Here is a 24,796-nt window from a genome sequence, read left to right on the forward strand (position 1 = left end):
TCCTTTTCAAGAAGAACCCATGTAAAGAACGTAAAATTCATGTTAAAGAGTGGATATATACCCATCTTAACTTTTTGACTTGGGTTAGCCAAAAAAGATACAATGATTCAACATGGCTGAAATGAGGTAAAAAAAATGTGAGTTTTGGTTTAAACTTTTTGAGGTCTGTTTGCGTTATTTGTTATAGAGCCTCTGACGAAGAATAACATGCTGATGAAAAAAGCAGGGACTTTAGAAATAAAAATCAAGTAAACGGCTGAAAATAAGATATAACAGGCATGAATGCGAGGTTGTGGTATCACGAAGTGTCTATTCAGCGTTTAAAGATCACATTTCTCGTTCAGAAAGTGGAATTGGGGTTTTGACAAATGACTGAAAAGAATACAGAATCGATAAAGCAGCCAACTGATAGCAACCAAGCTTTGAAACATTGCCTGATAAATTCACGTATTACACAAAAGAACAGGGTCATATTCTGCACATTACAAAAAAAATAAATTGCAGAATCAGGAAGAGAAATGCTTAAGTAAACTGGGTTTGAAAAAAAGGGGGTAACAGAGAACGATGTTGGACGCTATATTCGTCACGATGCAGGTCATTCTGGCACTGCTAGCCGTGTACCAATTCACGTTTTCGCTGTTCGGTCTGATTAAGAAAAAGAAAAAGAAACATTATCCAGCCACAAAATCATTCGCTGTACTCGTCGCAGCACACAATGAGGAACAAGTCATTGGTGCCTTGATGGAGAACTTGAAACAACTTGATTATCCGGAAGATCTGTACGATGTGTTTGTCATCTGTGACAACTGTACGGATGGAACGGCTCAGATTGTTAGAGAACATGGGTTGAATGCCTGCGTACGTACCAACGCTGATCTAAGAGGTAAAGGGTATGCCATCGAATGGATGCTTAAGTACCTGTGGAAATTGCCACGTCAGTATGACGCAGTTGTTATGTTTGACGCGGATAACCTGGTTGACCGTAACTTCTTGCTTGAAATGAATGATGACTTGAACAATGGTTCACGTGTTATCCAAGGATATATTGATACGAAAAATCCGGAGGATTCCTGGATTACTGCAGCTTACGGCGTATCTTACTGGTACATTAACCGTCTGTGGCAGTTGTCTCGTCATAACTTGAATATGGCGAATTTCCTCGGAGGAACCGGAATGTGCTTCGAGACCAACCTGTTGAAGGAAATTGGCTGGGGCGCAACAAGTCTGGTTGAGGATCTGGAGTTTACGATGCGTAGTGTTCAACGTAACGTGTATCCTGTTTTCAACTATGACGCCAAAGTATTTGATGAGAAGCCATTAACATTCAAAGCTTCAGCGAGACAACGTCTGCGCTGGATGCAAGGTCACTTTACAGTTGCACGTAGATATTTCTTCCCGCTGCTCTGGCAGTCCATTAAGGAAAGAAGCCTGGTGAAATTTGACCTTGCCATCTATGGAGCCAATGTCTATGTTGTGTTGCTTACGTTCCTGATGACGGCTGTGATGTGGGTAGACATGGCCATATTCAATGGTCCGCACATTGCGAATATTTATGGGTACTTCCCGTTATGGGTTGGATTCGTCGCTATTGGTCTGAATATTCTGACGTTCCTGTTATCCATGGCGCTGGAGAAGGTTACCTTTGCCAAAGTTTATCTATATCTGATTTTGTTCCCAATTTATCTGCTGTCTTGGTACCCGATTACGTTCTACGCTTTCTTCACGCAGAACAACAAACAGTGGAGCCACACCCAACACACACGTGTTGTGCGGCTCGATGAGGTGCAGAGCAAACAAGGATAAGGAACATGGATACGTGACTTTGTCGACATTGGATATAACAAATGTATAATTCAGAAAAAAGTTGTGAAGATATTGACAATGCATTTCGTGGATGTTATAGTATTCAAGTGCTTTAAAACGGATTCAAAATGAATAGCAATGGAATCACAAGTAGAAGTCCGACTTCTCACCTGATCAACACTATGTTGGCTGGTCAACGATCCCAATAATTTATGAAGTGTATACTCATGAAGAATTGTGTTGATTACAGGGATGTCGGTAGCTTGACCGGCATCCCTTTTATTTTTGTGTAACTGGATATTCAAAATGACCTGGAGGTGGACGGTTATTAGTAAAGATCACATGATTAATGATGAGATTCGGGCGAAGGAAGTACGCCTTGTCGGAGCTGAAGGAGAACAAATTGGGATCACGCCCATTCGCGAAGCACTGCAAATGGCGATTGACCTGAATTTGGATCTGGTCAATGTGGCACCACAGGCTAAACCGCCGGTGTGTCGTATTATGGACTATGGCAAATTCCGCTATGAGCAACAAAAGAAAGAAAAAGAAGCCCGTAAGAACCAGAAAATTGTTGACATTAAAGAAGTATGGTTCCGTTCCAATATTGAGGAGCACGATTATCAAACGAAGCTTCGTAATGTAGTTAAGTTTTTGAACGAAGGCGACAAAGTGAAATGTTCTGTTCGTTACCGCGGACGTGAAATTGCACATGCCGCGATTGGTCAACGGATTTTGGAGCGCGTTAAGGTAGAAGTTGCAGAACTTTGTACTATTGAACGTCAACCGAAATTGGAAGGCCGCAGTATGATCATGATCTTGGCTCCTAAAGCCTGATAACATTGGAGGAGGAAACACAAAATGCCTAAAATGAAAACACACAGCAGTTTGAAAGGACGCTTCAAAATTACCGGTTCCGGTAAAGTCCTTCGTTACAAAGCTCACAAAAACCACTTGCTTTCCCACAAATCTAAACGTGCTAAGCGCGTTCTGAACGGTAACCCAGTTATGGCTGCCGGGGATGTTAGACGTTTGAAACAAGGTTTGGCTAACTTGAAAGGCTAATTCTAATTAGTACATTCCGTATGGGGGATCGGCTACGGCCGTACACATACCACGGATACATTTATATTTATTTGGGAGGTTCTTTAATATGGCAAGAGTAAAAGGCGGTTTTGTAGTACGTCGTCGTCATAAAAAGGTTTTGAAACTGGCAAGAGGTTATTTCGGTTCCAAACACCGTATCTTTAAAACAGCTAACGAGCAAGTAATGAAATCCCTGGTATACGCATACCGTGACCGTCGCAACACGAAACGTAACTTCCGCAGACTGTGGATCGTTCGTATCAATGCAGCAGCACGTATGAATGGTTTGTCTTACAACAAACTGATCCATGGTTTGAAACTTGCTGGTGTAGACATGAACCGCAAAATGTTGGCTGATCTGGCCGTTAACGACATCAATGCGTTCAACTCTTTGGCTACTGTAGCTAAAGGCAAAATCAACGCTTAAAATTGTATGATACAAGCCGCCGTACCTATATGGCGGCTTTTTTTACGGCTTGGAAGCAATCCGAAGGTGAATCTCTGAATGAGTAGAGCGAATAGGCTATGGTCTGGCAGGGAACAATGAAAACCAGATAACCGGTGAATAACAGTCCGTGGAAATACATAAAATACGAACGGTGAAATAATACAAATGAAAACAGGTAAATTCCATTCCTCACTAAAGTTCACGATATGTTTTTGTTATATAACATCACATCGTTGTAACGTTAGCGTGTTAAAACGCTAAATTATTAAGCGTTTTCAATAAAAAAAGAACAAAAATATGTGATATTTGGTGATGAAACATCTGGATTTTAACACTGGTTGATTGTATAATCACCTCTAGTAGGCTAGTCCTAAATTTTTCTCTCCATGTCATAATGTTCGGTTTTTCGACAGATGATAGAATGCTTCAAGGGTGAGAATGCGCTTTTAATGTCGAAGAAACCATACATTCTGCATAAAAGCCATTCCTGCTATCTGTTAACCGTTCAATTGTAGGCTGGATTGGAATGAAGGATATATCATTAAGGGGGAAAAAGAGAAAATGAAAAAGATGCTCAGCTTGTCTTTGGTAATGTTGCTGGCGGTATCGGTTATGCTCGCAGGTTGTGGTAGCAAACCGAAAGAAGAAACAAATGCCGGAGGAGATACAGGTGGCACATCCACTGAAGCGAAATCCGATCTCAAAATCGGTATGGTTACTGACGTAGGTGGAGTTAATGACAAATCCTTTAACCAATCCGCTTGGGAAGCTCTGCAAGCGACTGAAACAGAAACAGGTGTAGCAGTTAAATACCTGCAAAGTAAATCCGATGAAGAGTACATTCCGAACTTGAACGAATTCGTTAAGGGTGGATATGATCTGACTTGGGGTATCGGTTTCCAATTGGCTGATGCAATCAAAACGGTTGCTGACCAAAACCCGGATGCCAAACTCGCGATCATTGACAGCGTAGTGGATTCTCCTAATGTTAAGTCCGTAACTTTTGCTGAAGAAGAAGGGTCCTTCTTGGTTGGTGTTGTTGCCGGTCTGACAACAAAAACAAACAAAATTGGTTTTGTAGGCGGTATGGAAAGCCCACTGATCAAAAAGTTTGAAGTAGGATTCAGAGAAGGCGTAAAAGCAGTTAACCCTGATGCTCAATTCATTTCTAACTACACAGGTGCATTTGATAAACCAGATTTGGGTAAAGCAGCAGCAGCAACACTTTACAATGAAGGCGTAGACATTATCTTCCACGCTTCTGGCGCAACTGGTAACGGTGTGTTTAACGAAGCAAGCGCACGTAAAAAACAAGGTCAAGATGTTTGGGTTATCGGTGTCGACAAAGACCAATCTCTTGAGTTTGGTGATGAGATCACTTTGACTTCCATGATCAAAAAAGTAGACGAAGCGGTTAAACGCGTAAACCAAGAAGTTGTTGATGGTACATTTGCTGGCGGTTCTGAGAACCTGACACTGAAAGAAAACGGTGTAGGTATTGCTGATACTTCTACTGCTAACGTATCTGCTGATATCCTTGCTAAAGTAGATGAGTACAAAGAAAAAATCATCAGCGGCGAAATCAAAGTTCCTACAGAGTAATTTTGGTCTTAGTCACAGATGAATAATCATTGAGGCCGGTCTAGACCGGCCTTATGATTGCAAAAACAGGAACATTTGATCAAGTCATCATAACAATTGTACAAGGTCACTGTGTATCAACGCTCCGGGTAGGAGCTTTTCTTTCGTTTGCGGAACCACACTATATCAGTTATAAGGGTGATTACATGGGTGCAGCAACCCCCGTCGTTGAGTTAAAACAAATTACGAAGCGTTTCCCAGGCATTGTTGCCAACGACGCTATCAGCCTTCAGCTTCGTAAAGGCGAGATCCATGCGCTACTGGGCGAAAACGGCGCTGGTAAGTCAACGTTGATGAATATTGTATTTGGTCTCTATCAGCCAGATGAAGGTTCCATTGAAGTGAATGGCAAGCCTGTCATCATCGACAGCCCTAACCGAGCGATCGATCTTGGCATCGGCATGGTGCATCAGCACTTTAAGCTTGTACAGCCGTTCACGGTAACAGAGAACATTATTTTGGGATCTGAACCAACGAAGGGTCTCAATATTAATTATAAAAAAGCAGCCGCTGAAGTTCAGCGGCTATCCGAACAGTATGGACTGAAAGTAAATCCTCATGCCAAGATTCATGATATCTCTGTCGGAATGCAGCAGCGTGTGGAGATTGTTAAAACATTGTATCGTGGTGCGGACATTCTTATTTTTGACGAGCCTACAGCCGTATTGACTCCTCAAGAAATCAAAGAACTGATGATCATCATGAAGAAGCTCGTCGCAGAAGGCAAGTCAATCATCTTGATTACGCACAAATTAAAAGAGATTATGGAAATCTCCGACACCGTAACGATTATCCGTCGGGGGAAAGTCATTGATTCCGTCAAAACTTCGGAAACGAACCCGAATGAGCTGGCAGAGAAAATGGTGGGGCGGAATGTCACATTCAAAGTGGACAAAAAGCCGGCTACACCTGGTGCCAATGTGCTCGAAGTTAGCAAACTAACTTCCAAGAACAAAGAGGGTATTGCAGTTCTGAACCAACTTAACCTGAACGTACGTGCTGGAGAGATTGTTGGTATCGCAGGCGTGGATGGTAACGGTCAAAGTGAACTGATTGAAGCCCTTACCGGACTTCGTAAAGTCGACAGTGGTTCAATTCTTTTGGAGGGCAAGGAGCTGTCCAATCATTCTCCGCGCCATATCTCGGAGTCGGGTGTAGCCCACATTCCGGAAGATCGACATAAACACGGACTTGTACTTGATTTTTCAGTGAGCGAAAATATCGTACTGGAATCGTACTATAAGGCACCATACACTCGTAAGGGGTTCCTTAACTTCGATGCCATCAAAAAGCAGGCGAAGCGGCTTGTGGAGGCATTTGACGTGCGTACACCAAGCATCGAGACCAAAGCCCGTTCCTTGTCTGGAGGAAACCAGCAGAAGGCCATTATCGCACGTGAGGTGGATAAAAATCCTGAATTGCTTATCGCTGCACAGCCAACCCGTGGCTTGGACGTAGGGGCTATTGAGTTCGTGCAAAAGCAGCTGATTGCACAACGCGATCAAGGCAAGGCTGTTCTGCTAATTTCATTTGAACTGGATGAGATTATCAATGTATCTGACCGAATTGCTGTCATCTATGAAGGCCAGATCGTTGGCGAGGTGCTGCCGGAAGAAACCAATGACAGGGAGCTCGGCTTGATGATGGCGGGCAGCACCCAAAAGAGAGGTACTGCGCATGAATAACGTATTGAAATGGTTTACCCGAGATTCATTTATTTTGCCTGTAGTCGCCATTATTATGGGTCTGATACTCGGTGGGGTTGTCATGCTGATTGGTGGCTACAATCCAATTGAAGCCTACGGCGCATTGTTCACCAAGGTATTTGGAGACATGTACAACTTTGGTGAAGCGGTACGGGAAATGACACCGTTAATTATGACTGGACTTGCATTTGCATTTGCATCACGTGCAGGGTTGTTTAACATCGGGGGAGAAGGCCAATTTCTCGTCGGTATGACTGCTGCAACATTTGTAGGTGTTAAATTTGCAGGTTTGCCAATCTACCTTCATGCGCCACTGGCTTTGATTGCTGGTGCATTGTTTGGTGGTCTGTGGGCAGCTATTGCTGGTTATCTGAAAGCATCACGTGGGGTCAATGAAGTTATCAGCAGTATCATGTTGAACTGGATTGGTCTATATCTGGCGAACCTTATCGTACGCCAATTCTTGTTGTTGAAGGGCGAGAATCGCTCGGTCGATATCAGCGAATCGGCTTCGATCAGTCTCACATGGTTATCTGAACTAATGGGTAACTCCCGTGTGCACATGGGGACATTGATTGCTCTTGTGATGGCTGTGCTCTTCTATATCTATATGTGGAAAACTAAACAAGGTTTCGAAATTCGCGCGGTAGGTTACAACCCGAATGCGGCTGAATATGCAGGTATGCATGTTAACCGGAATATCGTAAAAGCAATGTTTATCAGTGGTATGCTTGCCGGTCTTGGTGGTGCATTCCAGGTTCTTGGTGTGTTCCATTACCAGACTGTAATGTCGGGTTCACCAGGTACAGGTTTTGACGGAATAGCAGTTGCCCTGATTGGTTTGAATCATCCGTTTGGGGTGTTGTTGGGTGCAGTGTTGTTTGGTACCCTCACGTACGGATCTGCAGGTATGAGTTTTGCTGCGGATGTTCCGCCTGAGATTATTCGGATTGTGATCGGTTCGATTATCTTCTTCATTGCGGCACAAGGCATCGTGCGCTGGATACTCAAACCGTTCTATTCGAAGCGTAAGAAAGAGAAGGTGTTGTAGATGGACTTGTTGACAATTGGGCAGATTATCAATACGACGCTTGTCTTTGCTACGGCATTGATTTTTGCTTCACTCGGCGGAATTTTTTCGGAAAAATCAGGTGTTACGAACCTTGGACTTGAAGGTTTTATGGTCTTCGGTGCCTTTGCGGCTGGAATCGGGGCGCACTATGCTCAAGAAGCGGGTATGGGCGGAACGACATCGGCTTGGATGGGGGTTTTGCTCGCGATTGTACTGGGCGTACTGGTATCGTTGATTCATGCCGTTGCGTCTATCACATTTAAGGCAGACCAGATTATCAGTGGTATTGTCATTAACTTTTTGGCAGCAGGAAGTACGTTGTACTTGGTTAAGCTGTTGTTCGAAGGTTCTGGTGATTCACCATTGGTTCAAGGCTTCAGCAAATTTGATGTGCCATTCTTGAAAGACATTCCGTTGCTTGGAGAAGCTTTTTTCAAGAACGTATATCCAACGACATATCTGGCCATTCTTTTCGTATTCCTGACGTATTACATTATGTTTAAAACACCATTTGGTCTGCGTCTTCGTTCAGTTGGTGAACATCCAAGTGCGGCTGATACGGTTGGTGTTAAAGTACGTCGTTATCGCTATGTTGGCGTTATGATCAGTGGTGCGCTTGCAGCCATTGGTGGTGCTGCAATCACGTTGACGACAACGGGTACATTCTCACACAATACGGTTTCCGGCCAAGGTTATATTGCCATTGCAGCCATGATCTTTGGTAAATGGAATCCGATTGGTGCGTTTGGTGCGGCTGTCTTCTTTGGATTCTCACAAGCGATTCGTAACTATGTGCAGTTGTTTGAATGGTCACAAAGTATTCCCCAGGAAATTATTTTCATGTTGCCATACCTGCTTACCATCATCGTTCTTGTTGCAGCGGTTGGACGTTCTTCGGCTCCGTCTGCACTCGGTGAAGCGTATGATCCGGGTAAAAGGTAACGACTTGCAACATATTGATTTACTTTCCAAAAGTTTGATGGAAAGGTCCGCCATGTGCGGGCCTTTTTTGTTTTTATGAGCTTCGGCAGGCCGCTTTTTCACGTTCACTTTGGTTCTCGTGCAGATACCCATATTTTCAGGTAGGGACAAAGAAACAGGCGAATTCAGTGATGGACGAATACACTGTTTTGAACGATCCGAGGAGGAGGGGAAAGTATGAAACAACAAGTTACGCGTGATGAAGCGATGAAATTAATAGGCAAAAATATTGTTGCAATCAAAAAAGACGGCACTCGGGTTACGGGAAAGCTGTTGAAAGTATCCGGCAACAAACTGGTACTGAAGCGTCTGAATGGCAAAAAAGTACGCACAAAAGCGATTTTGCCGTTGGTACTGTTTGATCTGCTCGCTATTGCCACACTGCCTTATGCTTATGGACCTGGTCCCGGCTTTGGTCCCGGCTTTGGTCCCGGATATGGACCTGGCCCGAAACCGGGCCAGGGATATGGTCCAGGCTACGGGCCGGGTTATGGACCAGGAGGACCTGGTGGCGGTTTTGGCCCAGGGCCTGGGTTCGGTCCTTATGGACCAGGACCACGTCCACCAGGATTTTTCTAGGGGATTTTATAATGTTTTTTCCAATTCGTAGCAGCGGCTCATCATGATGTATCGAATCGCGCTGTACCCATTTTTTTGATAAAACTGAAGCCCTTTGGTATTGCCTTCATCCACCATCACTTTCGATCTTCGACATCCCCGGGATGCCGCAAAGCTCTCTGCTTTGAGCAGCAAAGTTTGGCCGTAACGTTTGCGTTGTTCTTTCAGGCTAACAGCCATCATATCGACATAGAGCAGTTCCCCATGCATGAGAAAATGGATGAATGCCACAGCAGCTTTATCTGGCTCCGGCGAGACAACAAAGGTCATGCCCCTGTTCATTCGCAGGGGTATTTCTTTGCGGATTTTGTTAATTTCTTTTTCACTCATGTGAGAGAGAGGCACAAGTTGAGTGTCAATCAGCTTCATGATGGCGCCATCATCCAGCTTGGATGTGCGTTGCCGAATCACCATACGGAGCCTCCTTTCAGGACCAGTCGTGCTGCTCGTATATCCTATGCCCGAAGCAAGATAAAAGGTGACTGAATGAAGCGCTGGGATTAGGGCAACCTTAAAGGTTGAAGAGGGAGGAAGAAAGGTTCTCTGAATTTTTATGCAAAACAGGTATTGACTTATCGGTTGGAGGAATCATATAATGTTCCTAACATTTAACGAGAATATTTCATCGGCTATGAAGAGGACGAAGTTTTAAGGGCTCTTTTGCTCAGAGAGTGGCTGGAATTGCTGAAACCACCACCATTATCCCTTATATACGAGCTCACCTCGGAGCTGTTTTCCTGAAAAGCACTGGATGTCACTCCTTTCGCGTATTAGGGAAAATCGTATGTCTGCGTTACAGACAACAGGTATGGGAAACGACTATGTTCGTTTGAGCTATTCGTTTTGTTGTACCTGGTAAGGTCCGTTATTGCGAAATTTCGGGCAAAGTTGGGTGGTACCACGGAAGCGATAACCTTTCGTCCCTCGCAAGCATGAACTTGTTTGCAGGGATGGAAGGTTTTTTTTGTAACTTTAAATGTCAGAATGGTGTAAATTTCGAGAGGAGGATGACTGATGGGAGCTCAAATTCCAGAAGTACGGTCAACAGATGAATTACGTGAAAAATGGATGAAGCCGGAGGTCATTAGCGGATCCGAAATTCTGCTGAGAAGCTTGTTACTTGAAGGTGTTGAGTGCGTATTTGGTTACCCGGGCGGCGCAGTGTTGTACATTTACGATGCGATGTATGGTTTCGAGGATTTCAAACACGTTCTCACTCGTCACGAACAAGGAGCAATACATGCAGCTGACGGATATGCACGTGCAAGCGGCAAAGTTGGTGTCTGCATCGCTACTTCCGGACCAGGAGCAACGAATCTGGTTACGGGTATTGCAACAGCATATATGGATTCAGTACCACTCGTAGTCATTACGGGGAATGTTATTTCGAGCCTGATCGGGTCAGATGCTTTCCAGGAAGCGGACATTACCGGGATTACAATGCCAATCACCAAACACAGTTACCTGGTGAAAGATGTAAAAGATCTGTCCAGTGTAATTCATGAGGCATTCCATATTGCCAATACCGGTCGTAAAGGTCCTGTCCTGATCGACATCCCGAAAGATGTATCAGCGAACAAAACATTGTTTGAACCGACAACTGAACCTGTTATATTGAGAGGGTACAATCCACGGACAGTACCAAACAAACTGCAGGTTGACCGTTTGGCCCAAGCCATTCAGGAAGCAGAACGTCCAATGATTCTGGCTGGTGGCGGTGTGGTGTACTCGGGTGGACATGAAGAACTGTTCGAGTTTGTTGAGAAGACAGGCATTCCAATTACAACGACTCTCCTTGGTCTGGGTGCATTCCCAAGCGGTCATGAATTATGGACGGGTATGCCAGGTATGCACGGAACGTACACTTCCAATCAGGCTATTCAAAAAGCGGATCTGCTGATTAATATCGGTGCTCGATTCGATGACCGGGTAACAGGCAAGCTGGATGGATTCGCTCCACATGCCAAGATCGTTCATATCGATATCGATCCGGCGGAGATTGGTAAAAACATTGCAACTGATATTCCAATCGTGGGTGATGTGAAGACTGTACTGGAAATAGCTAACAAAGAAGTTGGACGTGCCGAGCGTGCAGATGCATGGAGAGACCAGATCAAACAGTGGAAGCAAGAGAAACCTTACAGCTATACGGATTCAGACGAAGTGCTGAAACCCCAGTGGGTTGTTGAAATGCTGAATGATACAACCAAAGGTGAAGCGATTGTAACTACGGATGTGGGACAACATCAGATGTGGGCAGCACAATATTACAAATTTAATCAACCGCGTTCATGGGTAACTTCAGGTGGTCTCGGAACGATGGGCTTTGGATTCCCTTCTGCCATTGGTGCTCAGATGGCCAATCCGGACAGACTCGTAATCTCGATTAACGGTGATGGCGGAATGCAGATGTGTTCCCAAGAACTCGCGATCTGTGCCATTAACAATATACCGGTTAAAATTGTAATCATTAACAATCAGGTGCTCGGAATGGTCCGCCAATGGCAGGAGATCATCTATGAGAACCGCTACAGCCATATTGATCTGGCAGGAAGTCCGGATTTTGTAAAACTGGCTGAAGCATATGGCGTAAAAGGATTGCGTGCAACGAATAAAGAAGAAGCGGCACGTGCTTGGCAGGAAGCTCTGGATACACCAGGCCCAGTCGTTGTAGAATTCGTGGTACGCAAGGATGAAAATGTGTATCCGATGGTTCCGCAGGGAGCAACAATTGATCAAATGCTGATGGGGGATGCTGAGGAATGATTAGACATACGATTTCAATATTGGTTAACGATCAGCCAGGCGTCCTTCAGCGGGTATCGGGGTTGTTCGGTCGACGCGGATTTAACATTGAGAGTATTACAGTGGGTCAATCAGAAGAACCCGGACTCTCCCGGATGGTTATTGTCACCATTGGTGACGATAAAACGCTGGAGCAGATTGAGAAACAATTGTACAAAATCATCGATGTGATCAAAGTGGTTGATTTCAGCCTGAAACCGATGGTAGCCCGTGAACTTGCCCTGATCAAAGTTAAAGCAGAGCCTTCCGAGCGTCCTGAGATTCTGGGTGTGGTTGAAACATTCCGCGCATCCGTTGTAGATGTTGGTCCAGGCAGCCTGATTGTTCAGGTGGTTGGAGATACGGACAAAATTGATGCAATGATTGAGTTGCTCAAGCCATACGGCATTCGCGAATTGTCCCGTACAGGCATAACTGCATTGGTACGCGGTAACGCATAAGGCTATAATGAATGAAAAGGGACGACGGTGAGCTAACATATACAGTTGATCTTATGTGAAAGTGTCAGTCCCTTACTACTTGCAATATAACATTTTAGTGATGTAACGCTTGAAAAGATAGATACATTCCCGCATTAATGGGCGGGTGTCTGAACGGATCGATCAGACCTGAGACGCTTTGGACACTTCAAGCGAGTCGGTCCCTTGAGACACCCGCTCATTAATGAAGGGTTCTTTACAATAAAAGGAGGACTTATAAACATGCCAGTAACTACTTATTATGAACAGGATGCAGAGCTTAACGTATTGAAAGGAAAAACGATTGCGGTAATCGGTTATGGTAGCCAGGGCCACGCCCAAGCCCAAAACCTTCGTGATAGCGGATTGAACGTGGTCATCGGACTTCGTGAAGGTAAATCCTTTGACTCCGCAAAAAATGACGGATTTGAAGTTCTGTCCCCGGCTGAAGCAACAAGCCGTGCAGATGTAGTTCAAATCTTGCTTCCTGACGAAACTCAAGCTTCTGTATACAAAAACGAAATCGAACCAAACCTCAAAGAAGGCGCTGCATTGCTCTTCTCCCACGGTTTCAACGTTCATTTCGGTCAAATCGTTGCTCCAAAAAACAGCGATGTATTGCTGGTAGCTCCTAAGTCCCCTGGTCACATGGTACGTCGTACTTACGTGGAAGGTTTTGGTGTACCGGGCTTGATCGCGATCGAGCAAGATGCAACGGGTAAAGCTAAAGAAATCGGTTTGGCTTATGCTAAAGGTATCGGTTGTACACGCGCAGGGGTTATCGAAACTTCATTCCGTGAAGAAACAGAAACTGATTTGTTCGGTGAGCAAGCTGTTCTGTGTGGTGGCGTAAGTGCTTTGGTAAAAGCGGGATTCGAAACTTTGACAGAAGCGGGTTACGCTCCTGAAATGGCATACTTCGAATGTCTGCACGAACTGAAGCTGATCGTTGACATGATGTATGAAGGCGGACTTGCAAGTATGCGTGATTCCATCAGTAACACAGCTGAGTACGGTGACTATGTAACTGGACCTCGCGTTGTAACGGAAGATACGAAGAAAGCAATGAAAGAAGTGCTGACGGATATCCAACAAGGTAAATTCGCACGTGACTTCATTCTGGAGAACCAATCCGGTCGTGCATTCTTGACAGCAACTCGTCGTAACGAAGCTGAACACCCAATCGAAGTGGTTGGCGGACAATTGCGTGAGATGATGCACTGGATCAAGAAGTAAGCATTAACTTTTAGAACATGCACTTTAAGGTATTCAAGTAAACTTAGAGCTTTAACTGGGAATAGCGGCCGTGCTTATGCGTGAGCCGCTATTGCTGGTTCAGAGAAACATTATAATACAAGTACAGGAGGTGCGAAGCGTGCGTAAAATCTATGTATTTGACACAACGCTGCGTGATGGAGAGCAATCCCCGGGAGTCAATCTGAACACTCGTGAAAAGGTGGAAATTGCCCATCAGCTCGAGCGGCTTGGCATTGACCGGATGGAAGCTGGTTTCCCGGCGGCATCTCCAGGCGACCTGGCAGCTGTCAATGCAGTAGCAAAAGCGGTTAAAAATGTTACCGTAATTGGCTTGTCCCGTTCCAGAGAGCAAGACATTGATGCGGTTAAGGAAGCACTTAAAGGTGCACAGGACCCATGTATTCACGTTTTCCTGGCAACTTCACCTATTCACCGCCAACATAAATTGCGTATGGAAAAAGGGCAGGTACTGGATACAGCTCGTTCCGCGATTCGTTATGCGAAGAAAACATTTTCGAAGATCGAGTTCTCACTTGAGGATGCAGGTCGTACTGAATATGATTTCCTCGTGGAAATGGTGAATATGGCTGTTGAAGAAGGCGCAGCCGTAGTGAATATTCCGGATACGGTGGGTTACCTCAGTCCATATGAATACGGAAACATTTTCAAACATCTCAAGGAGAATGTGCACGGGATTGAAAAGGTACAGCTGAGTGCCCACTGTCATAATGACCTGGGTATGGCGACCGCCAATACACTAGCAGCCATCCTCAACGGGGCCGATCAGATCGAAGGTACGATCAATGGCATTGGTGAACGTGCAGGTAACACGGCGATCGAGGAAATTGCTATGGCGCTGGAGACACGTCAGGAATTTTTCCAGGCGAAAACCTCGTTGCAGTTATCTGAAATTGCACGGACCAGTCGTTTGGTTAGCCGTTTGACAGGTATGGTTGTGCCAGGAAACAAAGCCATTGTTGGGGCGAATGCCTTTGCACATGAATCCGGCATTCACCAGGACGGCATGCTGAAGGAAAAAACAACGTACGAAATTATGACGCCAGAGTCCATCGGTTTGAAGGAAAGCAAGCTTGTACTGGGTAAACATTCCGGTCGTCATGCCTTCCGTGAGCGGTTGATCGATCTTGGCTATGAGTTGGAAGAAGAAGCATTGAATCGGGCATTTGCCCAGTTCAAAGAGCTGGCTGATAAGAAAAAAGAAGTTACTGACGAAGATCTGCTTGCCGTAATTGAAGAGAAATTGCAGGATGCACCCGAGGTGTATAAACTGGAATCGATCTTTGTTACGTACGGAGATGAATCGGTACCAACAGCCAAAGTCCGCATTGCAACGCTTGACGGGGATACGGTTGAGAAGCAGGCGGAGGGTAATGGATCGGTAGATGCGATCTACAATGCGATTGACCAAGTAAGTGGGGAAGATGTAACGTTGTCTGACTATTCGATCAAATCGGTAACACATGGCAAGGATGCATTGGGTGAAGTACATGTTGTGCTGACTCAAAATCAGGTTTCCGTACAAGGACGTGGTGTAAGCACAGATATATTGGGTGCAAGTGCACGTGCCTATGTAGACGGTCTGAATCAATTAATTGAGAAACGCAAGACATACACAAATCGTGTAAATGTGAACCTGTAGGCTCCGTTCCGGTGCAGCAATGTACGCTGACAGGAAGATGTATCTCATTTCGAATGGATATAGAAGATCGTGCGGCCTGCTTTGTTCCGTTCAGTGAGGTACGTAAAGAGTCTGACTCTCCTATGGAGGGTCAGACTCTTTTGCTTTTAATATATATAATTAGGGCAGGTCCACACAGTGTAGTTTCTACGGTGACCTCGTGCATTACCATACGCTATCAAGTTATTACCACGCGTATGCATTAGGTGCATGTCCACCTGGACCTGGGAAAATCTCATCCAGACGTTTGAGCACGGCTTCATCCAAAGTCACATCCAGACATTTGAGTGCGGTCTCAAACTGCTCGAGTGTACGCGGTCCAATAATTGGAGCGGTTACTGCGGGATTGGCTGCAACCCATGCCAAAGCCACCGTATCCTGTGGTTCACCGAGATCACGACAGAGCGCTGCGAAGTCTTCAAGCTGAGTCTGTTGCTGCTCAATTCGTCCCGCGATGCCGCCACTGCGTGTTCCTTCCAGCTTCTGCAGAGCATTACGTCCCAGTAACCCACCATCAAGCGGACTCCATGGAATGACGCCGAGGCCCAGTTCTTTGGCAGCAGGCAGTACTTCCAACTCAGGCAAACGACAGTTGAGGCTGTATTTATGCTGTTCGGAAACAAGGCCAAGGAAATGGCGGTTGTTGGCTTCGCTTTGAGCGATTGCAATCTGCCATGCAGCAAAGTTGCTTGACCCTACATAACCGATTTTACCTTGATGAACGGCATTCTCAAATGCACCCCACAGTTCATTCCATGATACAGCTGGGTCAACATGGTGCATCTGATACAGTTCGATATGATCGGTCTGCAAGCGGCGGAGGGAACCCTCCAGATGCCGTCTGATTTTATAGGCAGAGAGGCCAGCTTCGTTGTTGGGGCCATCTGTATCATCATGCATGGAGCCATAGACTTTGGTGGCCAAAACTACTTTTTCACGTCTGCCACCGCCCTGATTGAACCAGCGTCCGATAATTTCTTCGGTAAGCCCAGAATTTTCACCCCACCCGTAGATGTTAGCGGTATCAAAAAAGTTTACCCCTGCATCGAGTGCTGCGTCCATAATGCGGAAAGCTTCTTTTTCATCTGTAGCAGGCCCGAAATTCATGGTACCGAGACAGATTCGACTGACCTTGAGGCCTGATTTACCCAAATACGAATATTGCATGTTGCTTATCCCTCCTGCGTACCTGATTTGAATTCAGCTATATTTTACCCTACCGGGAGGGTCAGGAACAACTTGTGAAAGTTAATCTCTATCGGCTTATAGGTAAAATCTATTAAAGTCATAGATTGTATATCTTGGTCAAATGACCTTGGAATATGATACAAAAGAGAGAGTTAATATGAGACGTTACTTTATGAATAATTAATGAATGAAATATAAGGAGTGGACAACCCAATGGCAGACGTGAAAAAAATTGCAGTTATTGCAGGTGACGGAATCGGCCCTGAAGTCGTAGCTGAGGCTGAGAAAGTGCTTAAACGTACGGAGGAAGTATTCGGTTATCGTTTTGAGACAGAGCATGCCCTGTTTGGCGGAATCGCGATTGATGAGAAGGGTACACCTCTTCCAGAAGAAACACTGAGCGTGTGTAAAAGTGCAGATGCAGTCCTGCTTGGAGCGGTTGGCGGTCCAAAATGGGATAACAACAGCAAGGAGCTTCGCCCGGAAACAGGCCTGCTGGGTATTCGCAAAGCACTCGGATTGTTCTCCAACCTGCGTCCGGCTGTCGTATTTGATTGCTTGAAGGATGCCTCAACGTTGAAGCCGGAAGTACTTGAAGGTACAGATCTGATGGTAGTACGTGAATTGACAGGTGGTATCTACTTCGGTGAGAAGTTCAGACGTGAAAGTGCACAGGGTGAAGAGGCCGTAGATACTTGTGCATATAATGTAACAGAAGTGGAGCGGATCGTTCGTCAGGCATTCGAAATTGCGCAAGGACGTCGCAAGAAGCTGGCTTCTGTAGACAAAGCCAACGTATTGGAAACTTCCCGTCTCTGGCGTGAAGTTGTGAATCGGGTAGCACCGGATTATCCGGATGTTGAACTGGAGCATGTGTTGGTAGACAACTGTGCGATGCAATTGCTTCGTCGCCCAGCCAGCTTCGATGTTATTGTAACGGAAAACATGTTCGGAGATATCTTGAGTGATGAAGCAGCGATGCTGACGGGTTCCATCGGTATGCTTGCATCTGCATCACTAGGAGAAGGCAGCTTCGGACTCTATGAGCCGGTACACGGTTCTGCACCGGATATCGCAGGTCAAGGCCTCGCTAATCCGATTGCAACCATTCTCTCTTTGGCGTTGATGTTCCGCACAACCTTTGGTTATGCAGAAGGTGCGGATGCCATTGAAGCAGCTGTGTCGAATGTATTGAACGCAGGACACCGCACGAGTGATATTGCTGTAGACAAGAGCACAGCGATCAGCACGACCGAAATGGGCGATTTGATTGTAGCGGCTATTCAGAAACAGGCGTAATTATATTATCAAGAACATGGCAGCCCTTTGTTTCCAGTTATGGAATGTACAGAGGGCTGTTCCTTTATGATTTTTGGCACGAAAAATCCTTATTTATAATTATTATAAAAAAATAATGGTTATAATCTTGACTTTGGGAAGTCCGGATGATAACATTTTACTTGTACTTGTTATCAAGTATCAAATCATTTTAATTACAGGAAAGGCGTTCGCGTTTTTCTTGATGATGAGCAATCCATATGGATGCTTACATAATCCCAAAGGAGGAATTTTTAGTTATGGCAGAACGTTTGGTTGGTAGACCAGCACCGGATTTCGCAATGGAAACAGTATCGGGAGATGGACAAGATTTTGGTTCCGTTAAACTGTCCGATTATCGTGGCAAATGGCTTGTATTCTTCTTTTATCCTTTGGACTTCACATTTGTGTGCCCAACTGAAATTACAGCTTTGAGCGTTGCTTCTGAGCAATTCAAAGCTTTGGATACTGAAATCCTTGGCGTGAGCGTAGACTCCGTACACAGCCACAAAGCATGGATCAACACACCTGTAGACAGCAATGGTCTGGGTCAATTGAACTTCCCGCTGGCTTCCGACATCACGAAGCAAGTGGCTAAAGATTACGGCGTTCTGATCGAAGAAGAAGGCGTAGCATTGCGCGGCCTGTTCATTATCGATCCAGAAGGCGAATTGAAATATCAAGTGGTTAACCACAACGATGTAGGCCGTAGTGTTGAAGAAACACTTCGCGTACTGCAAGCACTGCAATCCGGCGGATTGTGTGCAATGAACTGGAAACCAGGCGACAACAACCTGTAAGGCCAGGTTAACTTGAACGGTTTTTGTTCAAGCCCTCATCCCGTTAGGGATTGAGGGCTTTTTGCACCCTTTTGCCAGAAGTTATCACGAAGTTAATCAAAAGTGTTTGAACAAGCAGCTAAGCGTGTTAATAATATATTAGAAGAAAGTCTTCTTTTTATTTGTTGAAAGAGGAATTGATGGCCAGTAAGGCGAATAGGGTATGGAAACCCGGTAAATATTCCGGTGCTCTGCATTTATAATCTGTACATGAATGTGATACACTGATGGAACTATTCCTTTTCGGAAGTGCTGGAAGTGTACGGGATGCATTTTAACAAAAAAAGTCCCGGCACGTAATAAGGAGGGTGAACAAAAATGAGTTACTGTTGTGGGGCAAGTATGGTTGGAACGAAGGGCACGCTGAAGCATTACCGCACCCAGGTTCATAATGTTCCCCTGCTGTTTTGCCCGGTGTGTCATCGGGTTGAGGTGCATTATAAAGTGGAAAACGAATATGAAATTCTCGCCGAATATGCGCATGGAGACGGTGCATCCGAGATCGACTTTCAAGATTATGTTACAGAAGATGAGGATGCCATTTTCGAAAACTGTGTAAACCGTGAGAGCGAGGATGCCATGGTCATTGTGCAGCGCCAGATTGATATGGCTCTGGATTTGCTCAGGCTCGCCAAAGAAACCAAAGACGAGAAGTGGGAAAGTGAACTTAAACGTCGATTAGCTGTGATGAGTCAGCGCAGACTGAAAATTCAGCATAATAAGACCGGACTATAGATGAATTTGGATATATCACAAATTAAAGATATTAAAAACGAAGCTGATTTGCCTAAGGGGTGAAACGGCTTCGTTTTTGTGCTGTTGTTCTGGAACTAATTCGAGGTTTTTTTTAAAATAATTTCCATTCGACACTTTCTCCGATTGACTCTCTTCTATAAACTTGTCTATGATAAAAGCAGACTTGCAAAAGAGGCGGAGCAAAAAATGTTCGTGTTTGGGAATAGGAGAAGGTCGGAATGGAACAAACGTATATGATTTTCCGGATCGAGTGTTGGTTACCGGGAATAGACCAGCTTGAGTTCCGGACATGCCATCCATATTTTCGGCTCAGCCCCCCAACGAAAGGGCACCGGTAATGAAAAATAAAATCGGCCCTTCCTGTTTCTGTGATGATATGATGTCCGAATGGCAAGTTTATCATTTACGTGAAAAGGAGGAACCTGACATGATTAGTGAATTTCAGGATACAGTGCCTCAACCAACGGATGGATTCCCGCCTGTGCATCTGGATAACAACAAGTACGAGAATGTACTGGAACATCTGGATAGCGGTATTATGTTGTTTGACAGTCACGGTGTATTGACGTTTATTAACGTTCAGATGGCAAAGTTGTTGGAACTTCCGAGAAGTCTGTTGAGCGGCTGCACCCTGATGCAAATGCTGCATCATCCGCAGATGAGCCGATTCAAGAAAAAGAAAATTTTACGTATTTATCGGGAAACCATTTTTCATCGTAAGCGCTATCATGAGTTGATCGATGAATACGGCAGGCATTGGCTGGTTACTGTAACGTACGGTGATCAGATGGATGGCGACTTTTTGTTCAGCGTCAAAGATGTATCTGATTATAAACAAATCGAACAGACCGCTTATCAAAATGACAAACTTGCGATGCTGGGGCGGATTTCAGCATCTATTGCTCATGAAATTCGTAATCCGTTGACTGCAATCCGTGGGTTCATCCAACTGCTCAGGCCCCATTTGCTGCAGCTCGGCAAAGACGAGTACGCGCGAATCATACTGACGGAGATTGATCGGGCGAACGACATCATCTACGAATTTTTGAATTCTTCCAAACCATCGGCTCCACAGAAGACCGTGATGTCTGTCGACTCTTTACTCAAAGAGGTGGTCCTGCTGACAGAAAGCGAAGGTTTGATGAAGGGATGCGAGATCGTCCTGGATGAAGGGGATGCCCCGCTGAATGTGTCCATTGATGTCAAACAGATTAAGCAGGTTATTTTGAATATGGTGAAAAATGCAATGGATGCGATCGAGGAAGTTGGTGAAGAACATACCGGTCTAATTCGAATATCTACTGCCACGGAAAACAAGTTCGTGCAGATCTCCATCGCGGATAACGGTCATGGGATGGACCATAATACGCTTGTACGTCTGTTTGATCCATTCTTCACGACCAAGGAGAGCGGAACGGGACTTGGACTGTCAGTAAGCTACCGAATCATCAAGAACCATGGAGGTACCATCTCTGTGGATAGCAAAAAAGGCGAGGGTACGCGGTTTATGATTATGTTGCCTTTGGTATTTTGAGAAGTGCGGGGAGTCAAGGAGTCGGCCATCTGCCGACTCCTTTGTTTTATGTTGCCAATTAGGGTTATAGTTAGTAATGAATGCGAATACATAAGCTCCATAACGGAAGGATGAGATGCAGATGGAAATCCAAGGAATGGAACGAATGAATCAACAATTGATGGATCACGTGGGAAAAGTAATTGTGGGAAAAGAGCATACCATTGAGCTGGTGATGACAGCGATTATAGCGTCAGGACATGTACTGCTGGAGGATGTACCGGGTACCGGGAAAACGATGCTCGCCAAATCGGTGGCCTCTTCATTGGACTGCACCTTCCAACGGATACAGTTTACACCAGACTTGCTGCCCTCTGACTTAACAGGAATTCACTTTTTTAATCAAAAAGAAGGTGATTTTGAATTCAGACCGGGGCCCTTGTTTGCCAATCTTGTACTAGCCGATGAAATTAACCGGGCTACACCGCGTACGCAATCAAGCTTGCTGGAGTGCATGGAAGAACGCCAGATCAGTATCGACGGCTCAACGAGACAGCTGGAACGGCCATTTATCGTTATCGCCACCCAGAACCCCGTAGATAATCAGGGAACTTTTCCGCTACCTGAGGCTCAGATGGATCGTTTTATGATGAAAATTCGCATGGGTTATCCAAGCAGTGAAGAGAGTGTAGAAATCTTGAGACGTACGGTAGCCAGACGCTCTGTTGATGATCTCACGGCAGTGATCAGTCGTGAAGAACTTTTGAAGGCGCAGGATACGTATAAAACCGTGCAAATCAACGAAGATTTGCTACGATATATCATTCAGTTAACGGAAGCGACAAGGCAACATCCTGAGCTCTCACTTGGCGTAAGTCCACGCGGGGCTCAGGCATTACTTAAGGCAAGTCAGGCATGGGCTGCACTGCATGGCAGAGACTTTGTTTTGCCTGATGATATTAAGGTTCTGGCGGTACCTGTGCTGGCCCACCGACTTGTATTTCGTAACCGGATCAGACAACAAGAAGGCTTGGCGGAGCGTATCATCCAGGAACTTCTGAATCAGACAGAAGTGCCTACGGAGAATCTCGCTACAAGCGGGCGTTAATCTTATGGCATTATTATGGCTTGTCCTTGTTGGAGGCATTGTCGTTGTTATACATGGTGTGTGGTTCGGACGACCTGCACTGCGAAAGCTCAAGTACAGTAGACAATTCAGCAAGCTGCGTTGTTACGCTGGAGATGAACTTGAGATGGTGGAGACGATATCGAATGAGAAGCGAGTCTCCGTACCGTGGCTCAGACTTGAATCGATGATGCCCGTGTCGTTTGTATTTCGTTCCGGCTCAGGTATGGATATTAGCCAAGGCGAAATCTATCAGAACCACAAGAGTATTTTTACGTTGAAACCGTTTACTCGTATTACGCGCAAACATCCTTTTACATGTACTCAGCGTGGGATTTATCCATTAAATACAGCAACGATGACAGGTGGGGATCTCTTTGGCGTGTGGCGTTCCACCAAACCGATTCCTTTGCAAATGTCTATGGTCGTGTATCCTTCATTAGTGAATGCAGAGGATCTTCCTGCAATTTATCAGGTATGGCAGGGAGAAGTGGAAGTATCACGATGGATCGTTGAAGATCCTTTCTTGATTCTGGGTGTTCGGCCTTATGGCGCAGGCGACCCCATGAATCGCATTCACTGGAAAGCGAGTGCACGTACAGGTGAATTACAAGTCTACAAGCAGGGATGGACAGCTGATCCGCAATCCTGGATTGTAGTCAATATTCAGGAATCTGCAGATATGTGGAGTGTTGTCACTCGACCCGAAAAGATTGAACGGGCACTCCGTTACGCTGCCACGGCTGCAGTGGATGCTATCGGTAGAGGGCTACCGGCAGGCTTCGCCCATAATGGTTATCATGTGGGTGGCGGCCGCGATACACTTCGGATTGAGCCAGATTATGGCACACCCCATCTGGAAAGATTATTGGAAGCTATGGCGGAGACAGAGCTGAAATGCATGGTACCCATGGAGCAATTCCTGAATGATGAAGTACGGTTGAATGAAGAAGCACAACAAATCCGAAGCTATCTGCTGATTACATCCTATGTATCAGCCGCTATGGAGCATGAGATTGCACGTCTGCATGAACAAGGACATCGTGTGACGATTCTCCCGGTAGAAGACGTAAAGGGGAATACGAAGGCGGTGAGTGCATGAGCAGCAGACAGGCAGCGACGACCAAGGGACTCATAGCGATGTTTGCCGTCTTGATGGCTGGTATATACCTATTTCCGATATTTACACTCGCTTCATTCTATGCCATGGAACATTTGCCGTATATATTATTCATCCTGGTTGTTCTCGTGGGTTGGTTGGGACAATTCATTCAGCATAAAATTCCGGGTTTTAGCGAGAAAAGTACATTTATTCGTGGAGTAACGGCACTCTTCGTAGGATTTTTCTTCGGACTCGTTGTAGGAATGAGCCTCATTCTCCCGATGCCGGATATCATCACATTGATACTGTGTGGAGTCATCTCGGCTTATGCAGGTCTGACCTTCCAGCCAGTCTTTCATTCTGTATTGTTATGGCGTTTGCAGATTATGGGTGTAATCAGTGCGATTGTACTTATGATTGCTTCGAATTCATTGGAATTCATGCAGCCGATACGAACCTATACCCTATGGATCTATATTGCGGGAGTGATCAGCTTTGCCTTTTGGCTGGTTGGACGATATATGCTGCAACTGGACCAGGCAATGCTCAATGATGGCAAGAGAAGATTGGTTTTACGAGATTTTGCACGTGCGAATCATCAGCGGTTCATGTGGATGTTTATTGTCATCGTCGCGATCGGTGCTTTCCCAAGTCTCGCAGCATGGCTGGGACCGCTACGTGACCGCTTGCTCGCATGGATCAGGGGGTGGTTTGGCCCGATATCCGGCGAGGAGCCACGATTGCCAATGGACACTCCCGATCAGCAGCTAAATCTCCCGAATGACTGGAGAGAGCCCCCATCCGAGCCCTCAGTCTTCTGGAACATTCTGGGGTGGGTAGTGATGTGTGCTGTAGCAGGAGTAATCCTGTGGCTGCTTCTGAGGTTGGGACGAAAAACGATAAACAGACTCATGGAACGATTCAAGGGCATGTTACAACCTGGTGAAAAGAAGGCAGAACCACGAACGGAGTATATCGATGTGAGTGAGACGCTTGATGCGCCAGCAAAAGTTCGGAAGAATTGGTTTAGGAGAAAAGAAGTGGTACCTGCTCAGGAGACTGAACGTGTTCGGTATTACTATCGGACTTGGATCGATAGAGCTACTCATCGAGGTGTGGGAATACAGGGGACGCATACTCCGCTCGAGGCTGCACAGACCATTATTCAAAATGGTGTGAAGCTAGAAGAAGATGAGCTGTCTGCGAGACTGCCAGATGCGTATAACAGCGTGCGGTATGGAGGAAAGGTTCCAGATGCATCAGATATGGTTGAAATTGATCGAATCTGGAAATCTTATCGAAGTAAATAAGTCCGGAATCCCTTTACTTTTCTTGTCACGTTCAAGTATCATGAGAGGAATACACAAGTTGGTCAGAAAAG

The 24,796-nt window shown here is 45.5% G+C and carries 22 protein-coding genes; 20 read left to right on the forward strand and 2 right to left on the reverse strand.

Features of this window, described 5'->3' with window-relative positions; all coding sequences use genetic code 11:
* Positions 1–564 precede the first annotated feature (564 nt).
* The 9 genes from MKX40_RS08540 (at position 565) to MKX40_RS08580 (ending at position 9,316) form a co-directional block, all read left to right on the forward strand.
* On the forward strand, positions 565–1,803 hold the full coding sequence (locus tag MKX40_RS08540; protein WP_339240801.1) for a glycosyltransferase family 2 protein: 1,239 nt from the start codon (positions 565–567) through the stop codon (positions 1,801–1,803).
* 342 nt (positions 1,804–2,145) lie between these two features.
* The gene (gene infC / locus MKX40_RS08545; protein WP_062833422.1) at positions 2,146–2,640 is read left to right on the forward strand and encodes a translation initiation factor IF-3; all 495 of its coding nucleotides are present in this window, start codon (positions 2,146–2,148) and stop codon (positions 2,638–2,640) included.
* Between the two features lie 24 nt (positions 2,641–2,664).
* Entirely contained in the window at positions 2,665–2,868 is a 204-nt protein-coding gene (gene rpmI, locus MKX40_RS08550; protein WP_017689665.1) for a 50S ribosomal protein L35, read from the forward strand.
* Between the two features lie 88 nt (positions 2,869–2,956).
* The gene (gene rplT / locus MKX40_RS08555; protein ID WP_017689664.1) at positions 2,957–3,316 is read left to right on the forward strand and encodes a 50S ribosomal protein L20; all 360 of its coding nucleotides are present in this window, start codon (positions 2,957–2,959) and stop codon (positions 3,314–3,316) included.
* Between the two features lie 582 nt (positions 3,317–3,898).
* On the forward strand, positions 3,899–4,939 hold the full coding sequence (locus tag MKX40_RS08560) for a BMP family ABC transporter substrate-binding protein (RefSeq protein ID WP_339240803.1): 1,041 nt from the start codon (positions 3,899–3,901) through the stop codon (positions 4,937–4,939).
* Positions 4,940–5,124: 185 nt separating this feature from the next.
* Entirely contained in the window at positions 5,125–6,663 is a 1,539-nt protein-coding gene (locus MKX40_RS08565) for an ABC transporter ATP-binding protein (protein ID WP_192134643.1), read from the forward strand.
* Positions 6,656–7,735: an ABC transporter permease gene (locus MKX40_RS08570; RefSeq protein WP_339240805.1), complete on the forward strand. Its 1,080-nt coding sequence runs from the start codon at positions 6,656–6,658 to the stop codon at positions 7,733–7,735. The genes MKX40_RS08565 and MKX40_RS08570 overlap by 8 nt, the downstream gene beginning before the upstream one ends.
* Complete coding sequence (locus MKX40_RS08575) at positions 7,736–8,698, forward strand: ABC transporter permease (RefSeq protein WP_339240807.1); 963 nt, start codon at positions 7,736–7,738, stop codon at positions 8,696–8,698. It begins immediately after the preceding gene.
* Between the two features lie 216 nt (positions 8,699–8,914).
* Entirely contained in the window at positions 8,915–9,316 is a 402-nt protein-coding gene (locus MKX40_RS08580) for a hypothetical protein (protein ID WP_339240809.1), read from the forward strand.
* Positions 9,317–9,322: 6 nt separating this feature from the next.
* Here the strand turns inward: MKX40_RS08580 and MKX40_RS08585 are convergent, their stop codons facing one another.
* On the reverse strand, positions 9,323–9,769 hold the full coding sequence (locus MKX40_RS08585) for a GNAT family N-acetyltransferase (protein WP_339240811.1): 447 nt from the start codon (positions 9,767–9,769) through the stop codon (positions 9,323–9,325).
* Between the two features lie 600 nt (positions 9,770–10,369).
* Here MKX40_RS08585 and ilvB point away from each other — a divergent pair.
* From ilvB to MKX40_RS08605, 4 genes are all read left to right on the forward strand, one after another.
* Positions 10,370–12,121 (forward strand): biosynthetic-type acetolactate synthase large subunit, encoded by a 1,752-nt coding sequence (gene ilvB / locus MKX40_RS08590; protein WP_339240813.1) that lies wholly within the window; start codon positions 10,370–10,372, stop codon positions 12,119–12,121.
* Complete coding sequence (gene ilvN, locus MKX40_RS08595; protein WP_339240815.1) at positions 12,118–12,600, forward strand: acetolactate synthase small subunit; 483 nt, start codon at positions 12,118–12,120, stop codon at positions 12,598–12,600. The genes ilvB and ilvN overlap by 4 nt, the downstream gene beginning before the upstream one ends.
* Before the next feature lie 261 nt (positions 12,601–12,861).
* The gene (gene ilvC, locus MKX40_RS08600; RefSeq protein WP_192134654.1) at positions 12,862–13,854 is read left to right on the forward strand and encodes a ketol-acid reductoisomerase; all 993 of its coding nucleotides are present in this window, start codon (positions 12,862–12,864) and stop codon (positions 13,852–13,854) included.
* A 139-nt stretch (positions 13,855–13,993) separates the two neighbouring features.
* Positions 13,994–15,535, forward strand: a complete 1,542-nt coding sequence (locus MKX40_RS08605; protein ID WP_339240817.1) for a 2-isopropylmalate synthase — start codon at positions 13,994–13,996, stop codon at positions 15,533–15,535.
* 225 nt (positions 15,536–15,760) lie between these two features.
* On the opposite strand, the gene MKX40_RS08610 is transcribed toward MKX40_RS08605, so the two are convergent.
* Positions 15,761–16,741, reverse strand: coding sequence for an aldo/keto reductase (locus MKX40_RS08610; protein WP_339240818.1), 981 nt, complete (start codon positions 16,739–16,741; stop codon positions 15,761–15,763).
* A 234-nt stretch (positions 16,742–16,975) separates the two neighbouring features.
* On the opposite strand from MKX40_RS08610, the gene leuB reads away from it, so the two are divergent.
* The 7 genes from leuB to MKX40_RS08645 all read left to right on the forward strand — a co-directional run bounded on the left by leuB (position 16,976) and on the right by MKX40_RS08645 (position 24,725).
* Positions 16,976–18,061: a 3-isopropylmalate dehydrogenase gene (gene leuB / locus MKX40_RS08615; protein ID WP_339240821.1), complete on the forward strand. Its 1,086-nt coding sequence runs from the start codon at positions 16,976–16,978 to the stop codon at positions 18,059–18,061.
* Between the two features lie 278 nt (positions 18,062–18,339).
* Entirely contained in the window at positions 18,340–18,879 is a 540-nt protein-coding gene (locus MKX40_RS08620; RefSeq protein WP_091032840.1) for a peroxiredoxin, read from the forward strand.
* Positions 18,880–19,236: 357 nt separating this feature from the next.
* The gene (locus MKX40_RS08625; protein WP_017689649.1) at positions 19,237–19,653 is read left to right on the forward strand and encodes a hypothetical protein; all 417 of its coding nucleotides are present in this window, start codon (positions 19,237–19,239) and stop codon (positions 19,651–19,653) included.
* Positions 19,654–20,101: 448 nt separating this feature from the next.
* Positions 20,102–21,208 carry a PAS domain-containing sensor histidine kinase gene (locus MKX40_RS08630; protein ID WP_150364819.1) on the forward strand — a complete coding sequence of 369 codons (1,107 nt, stop codon included), beginning with the start codon at positions 20,102–20,104 and terminating at the stop codon, positions 21,206–21,208.
* Positions 21,209–21,329: 121 nt separating this feature from the next.
* Positions 21,330–22,295, forward strand: coding sequence for a MoxR family ATPase (locus MKX40_RS08635; RefSeq protein WP_339240823.1), 966 nt, complete (start codon positions 21,330–21,332; stop codon positions 22,293–22,295).
* Between the two features lie 4 nt (positions 22,296–22,299).
* A complete protein-coding gene (locus tag MKX40_RS08640) occupies positions 22,300–23,415 on the forward strand; it encodes a DUF58 domain-containing protein (protein ID WP_124113687.1) in 1,116 nt (371 codons plus the stop codon).
* On the forward strand, positions 23,412–24,725 hold the full coding sequence (locus MKX40_RS08645; RefSeq protein ID WP_339240825.1) for a hypothetical protein: 1,314 nt from the start codon (positions 23,412–23,414) through the stop codon (positions 24,723–24,725). The genes MKX40_RS08640 and MKX40_RS08645 overlap by 4 nt, the downstream gene beginning before the upstream one ends.
* The last annotated feature ends 71 nt before the right edge of the window (positions 24,726–24,796 follow it).

The organism is Paenibacillus sp. FSL R5-0517, from assembly GCF_037974355.1.
GTDB lineage: Bacteria > Bacillota > Bacilli > Paenibacillales > Paenibacillaceae > Paenibacillus.

Bases quoted from the DNA above. Each gene is read 5' to 3' on its own strand.
- MKX40_RS08540 (WP_339240801.1), top strand. From the start codon at position 565: ATGTTGGACGCTATATTCGTCACGATGCAGGTCATTCTGGCACTGCTA.
- infC (WP_062833422.1), top strand. From the start codon at position 2,146: ATGATTAATGATGAGATTCGGGCGAAGGAAGTACGCCTTGTCGGAGCT.
- rpmI (WP_017689665.1), top strand. From the start codon at position 2,665: ATGCCTAAAATGAAAACACACAGCAGTTTGAAAGGACGCTTCAAAATT.
- rplT (WP_017689664.1), top strand. From the start codon at position 2,957: ATGGCAAGAGTAAAAGGCGGTTTTGTAGTACGTCGTCGTCATAAAAAG.
- MKX40_RS08560 (WP_339240803.1), top strand. From the start codon at position 3,899: ATGAAAAAGATGCTCAGCTTGTCTTTGGTAATGTTGCTGGCGGTATCG.
- MKX40_RS08565 (WP_192134643.1), top strand. From the start codon at position 5,125: ATGGGTGCAGCAACCCCCGTCGTTGAGTTAAAACAAATTACGAAGCGT.
- MKX40_RS08570 (WP_339240805.1), top strand. From the start codon at position 6,656: ATGAATAACGTATTGAAATGGTTTACCCGAGATTCATTTATTTTGCCT.
- MKX40_RS08575 (WP_339240807.1), top strand. From the start codon at position 7,736: ATGGACTTGTTGACAATTGGGCAGATTATCAATACGACGCTTGTCTTT.
- MKX40_RS08580 (WP_339240809.1), top strand. From the start codon at position 8,915: ATGAAACAACAAGTTACGCGTGATGAAGCGATGAAATTAATAGGCAAA.
- MKX40_RS08585 (WP_339240811.1), bottom strand. From the start codon at position 9,769: ATGGTGATTCGGCAACGCACATCCAAGCTGGATGATGGCGCCATCATG.
- ilvB (WP_339240813.1), top strand. From the start codon at position 10,370: ATGGGAGCTCAAATTCCAGAAGTACGGTCAACAGATGAATTACGTGAA.
- ilvN (WP_339240815.1), top strand. From the start codon at position 12,118: ATGATTAGACATACGATTTCAATATTGGTTAACGATCAGCCAGGCGTC.
- ilvC (WP_192134654.1), top strand. From the start codon at position 12,862: ATGCCAGTAACTACTTATTATGAACAGGATGCAGAGCTTAACGTATTG.
- MKX40_RS08610 (WP_339240818.1), bottom strand. From the start codon at position 16,741: ATGCAATATTCGTATTTGGGTAAATCAGGCCTCAAGGTCAGTCGAATC.
- leuB (WP_339240821.1), top strand. From the start codon at position 16,976: ATGGCAGACGTGAAAAAAATTGCAGTTATTGCAGGTGACGGAATCGGC.
- MKX40_RS08620 (WP_091032840.1), top strand. From the start codon at position 18,340: ATGGCAGAACGTTTGGTTGGTAGACCAGCACCGGATTTCGCAATGGAA.
- MKX40_RS08625 (WP_017689649.1), top strand. From the start codon at position 19,237: ATGAGTTACTGTTGTGGGGCAAGTATGGTTGGAACGAAGGGCACGCTG.
- MKX40_RS08630 (WP_150364819.1), top strand. From the start codon at position 20,102: ATGATTAGTGAATTTCAGGATACAGTGCCTCAACCAACGGATGGATTC.
- MKX40_RS08635 (WP_339240823.1), top strand. From the start codon at position 21,330: ATGGAAATCCAAGGAATGGAACGAATGAATCAACAATTGATGGATCAC.
- MKX40_RS08640 (WP_124113687.1), top strand. From the start codon at position 22,300: ATGGCATTATTATGGCTTGTCCTTGTTGGAGGCATTGTCGTTGTTATA.
- MKX40_RS08645 (WP_339240825.1), top strand. From the start codon at position 23,412: ATGAGCAGCAGACAGGCAGCGACGACCAAGGGACTCATAGCGATGTTT.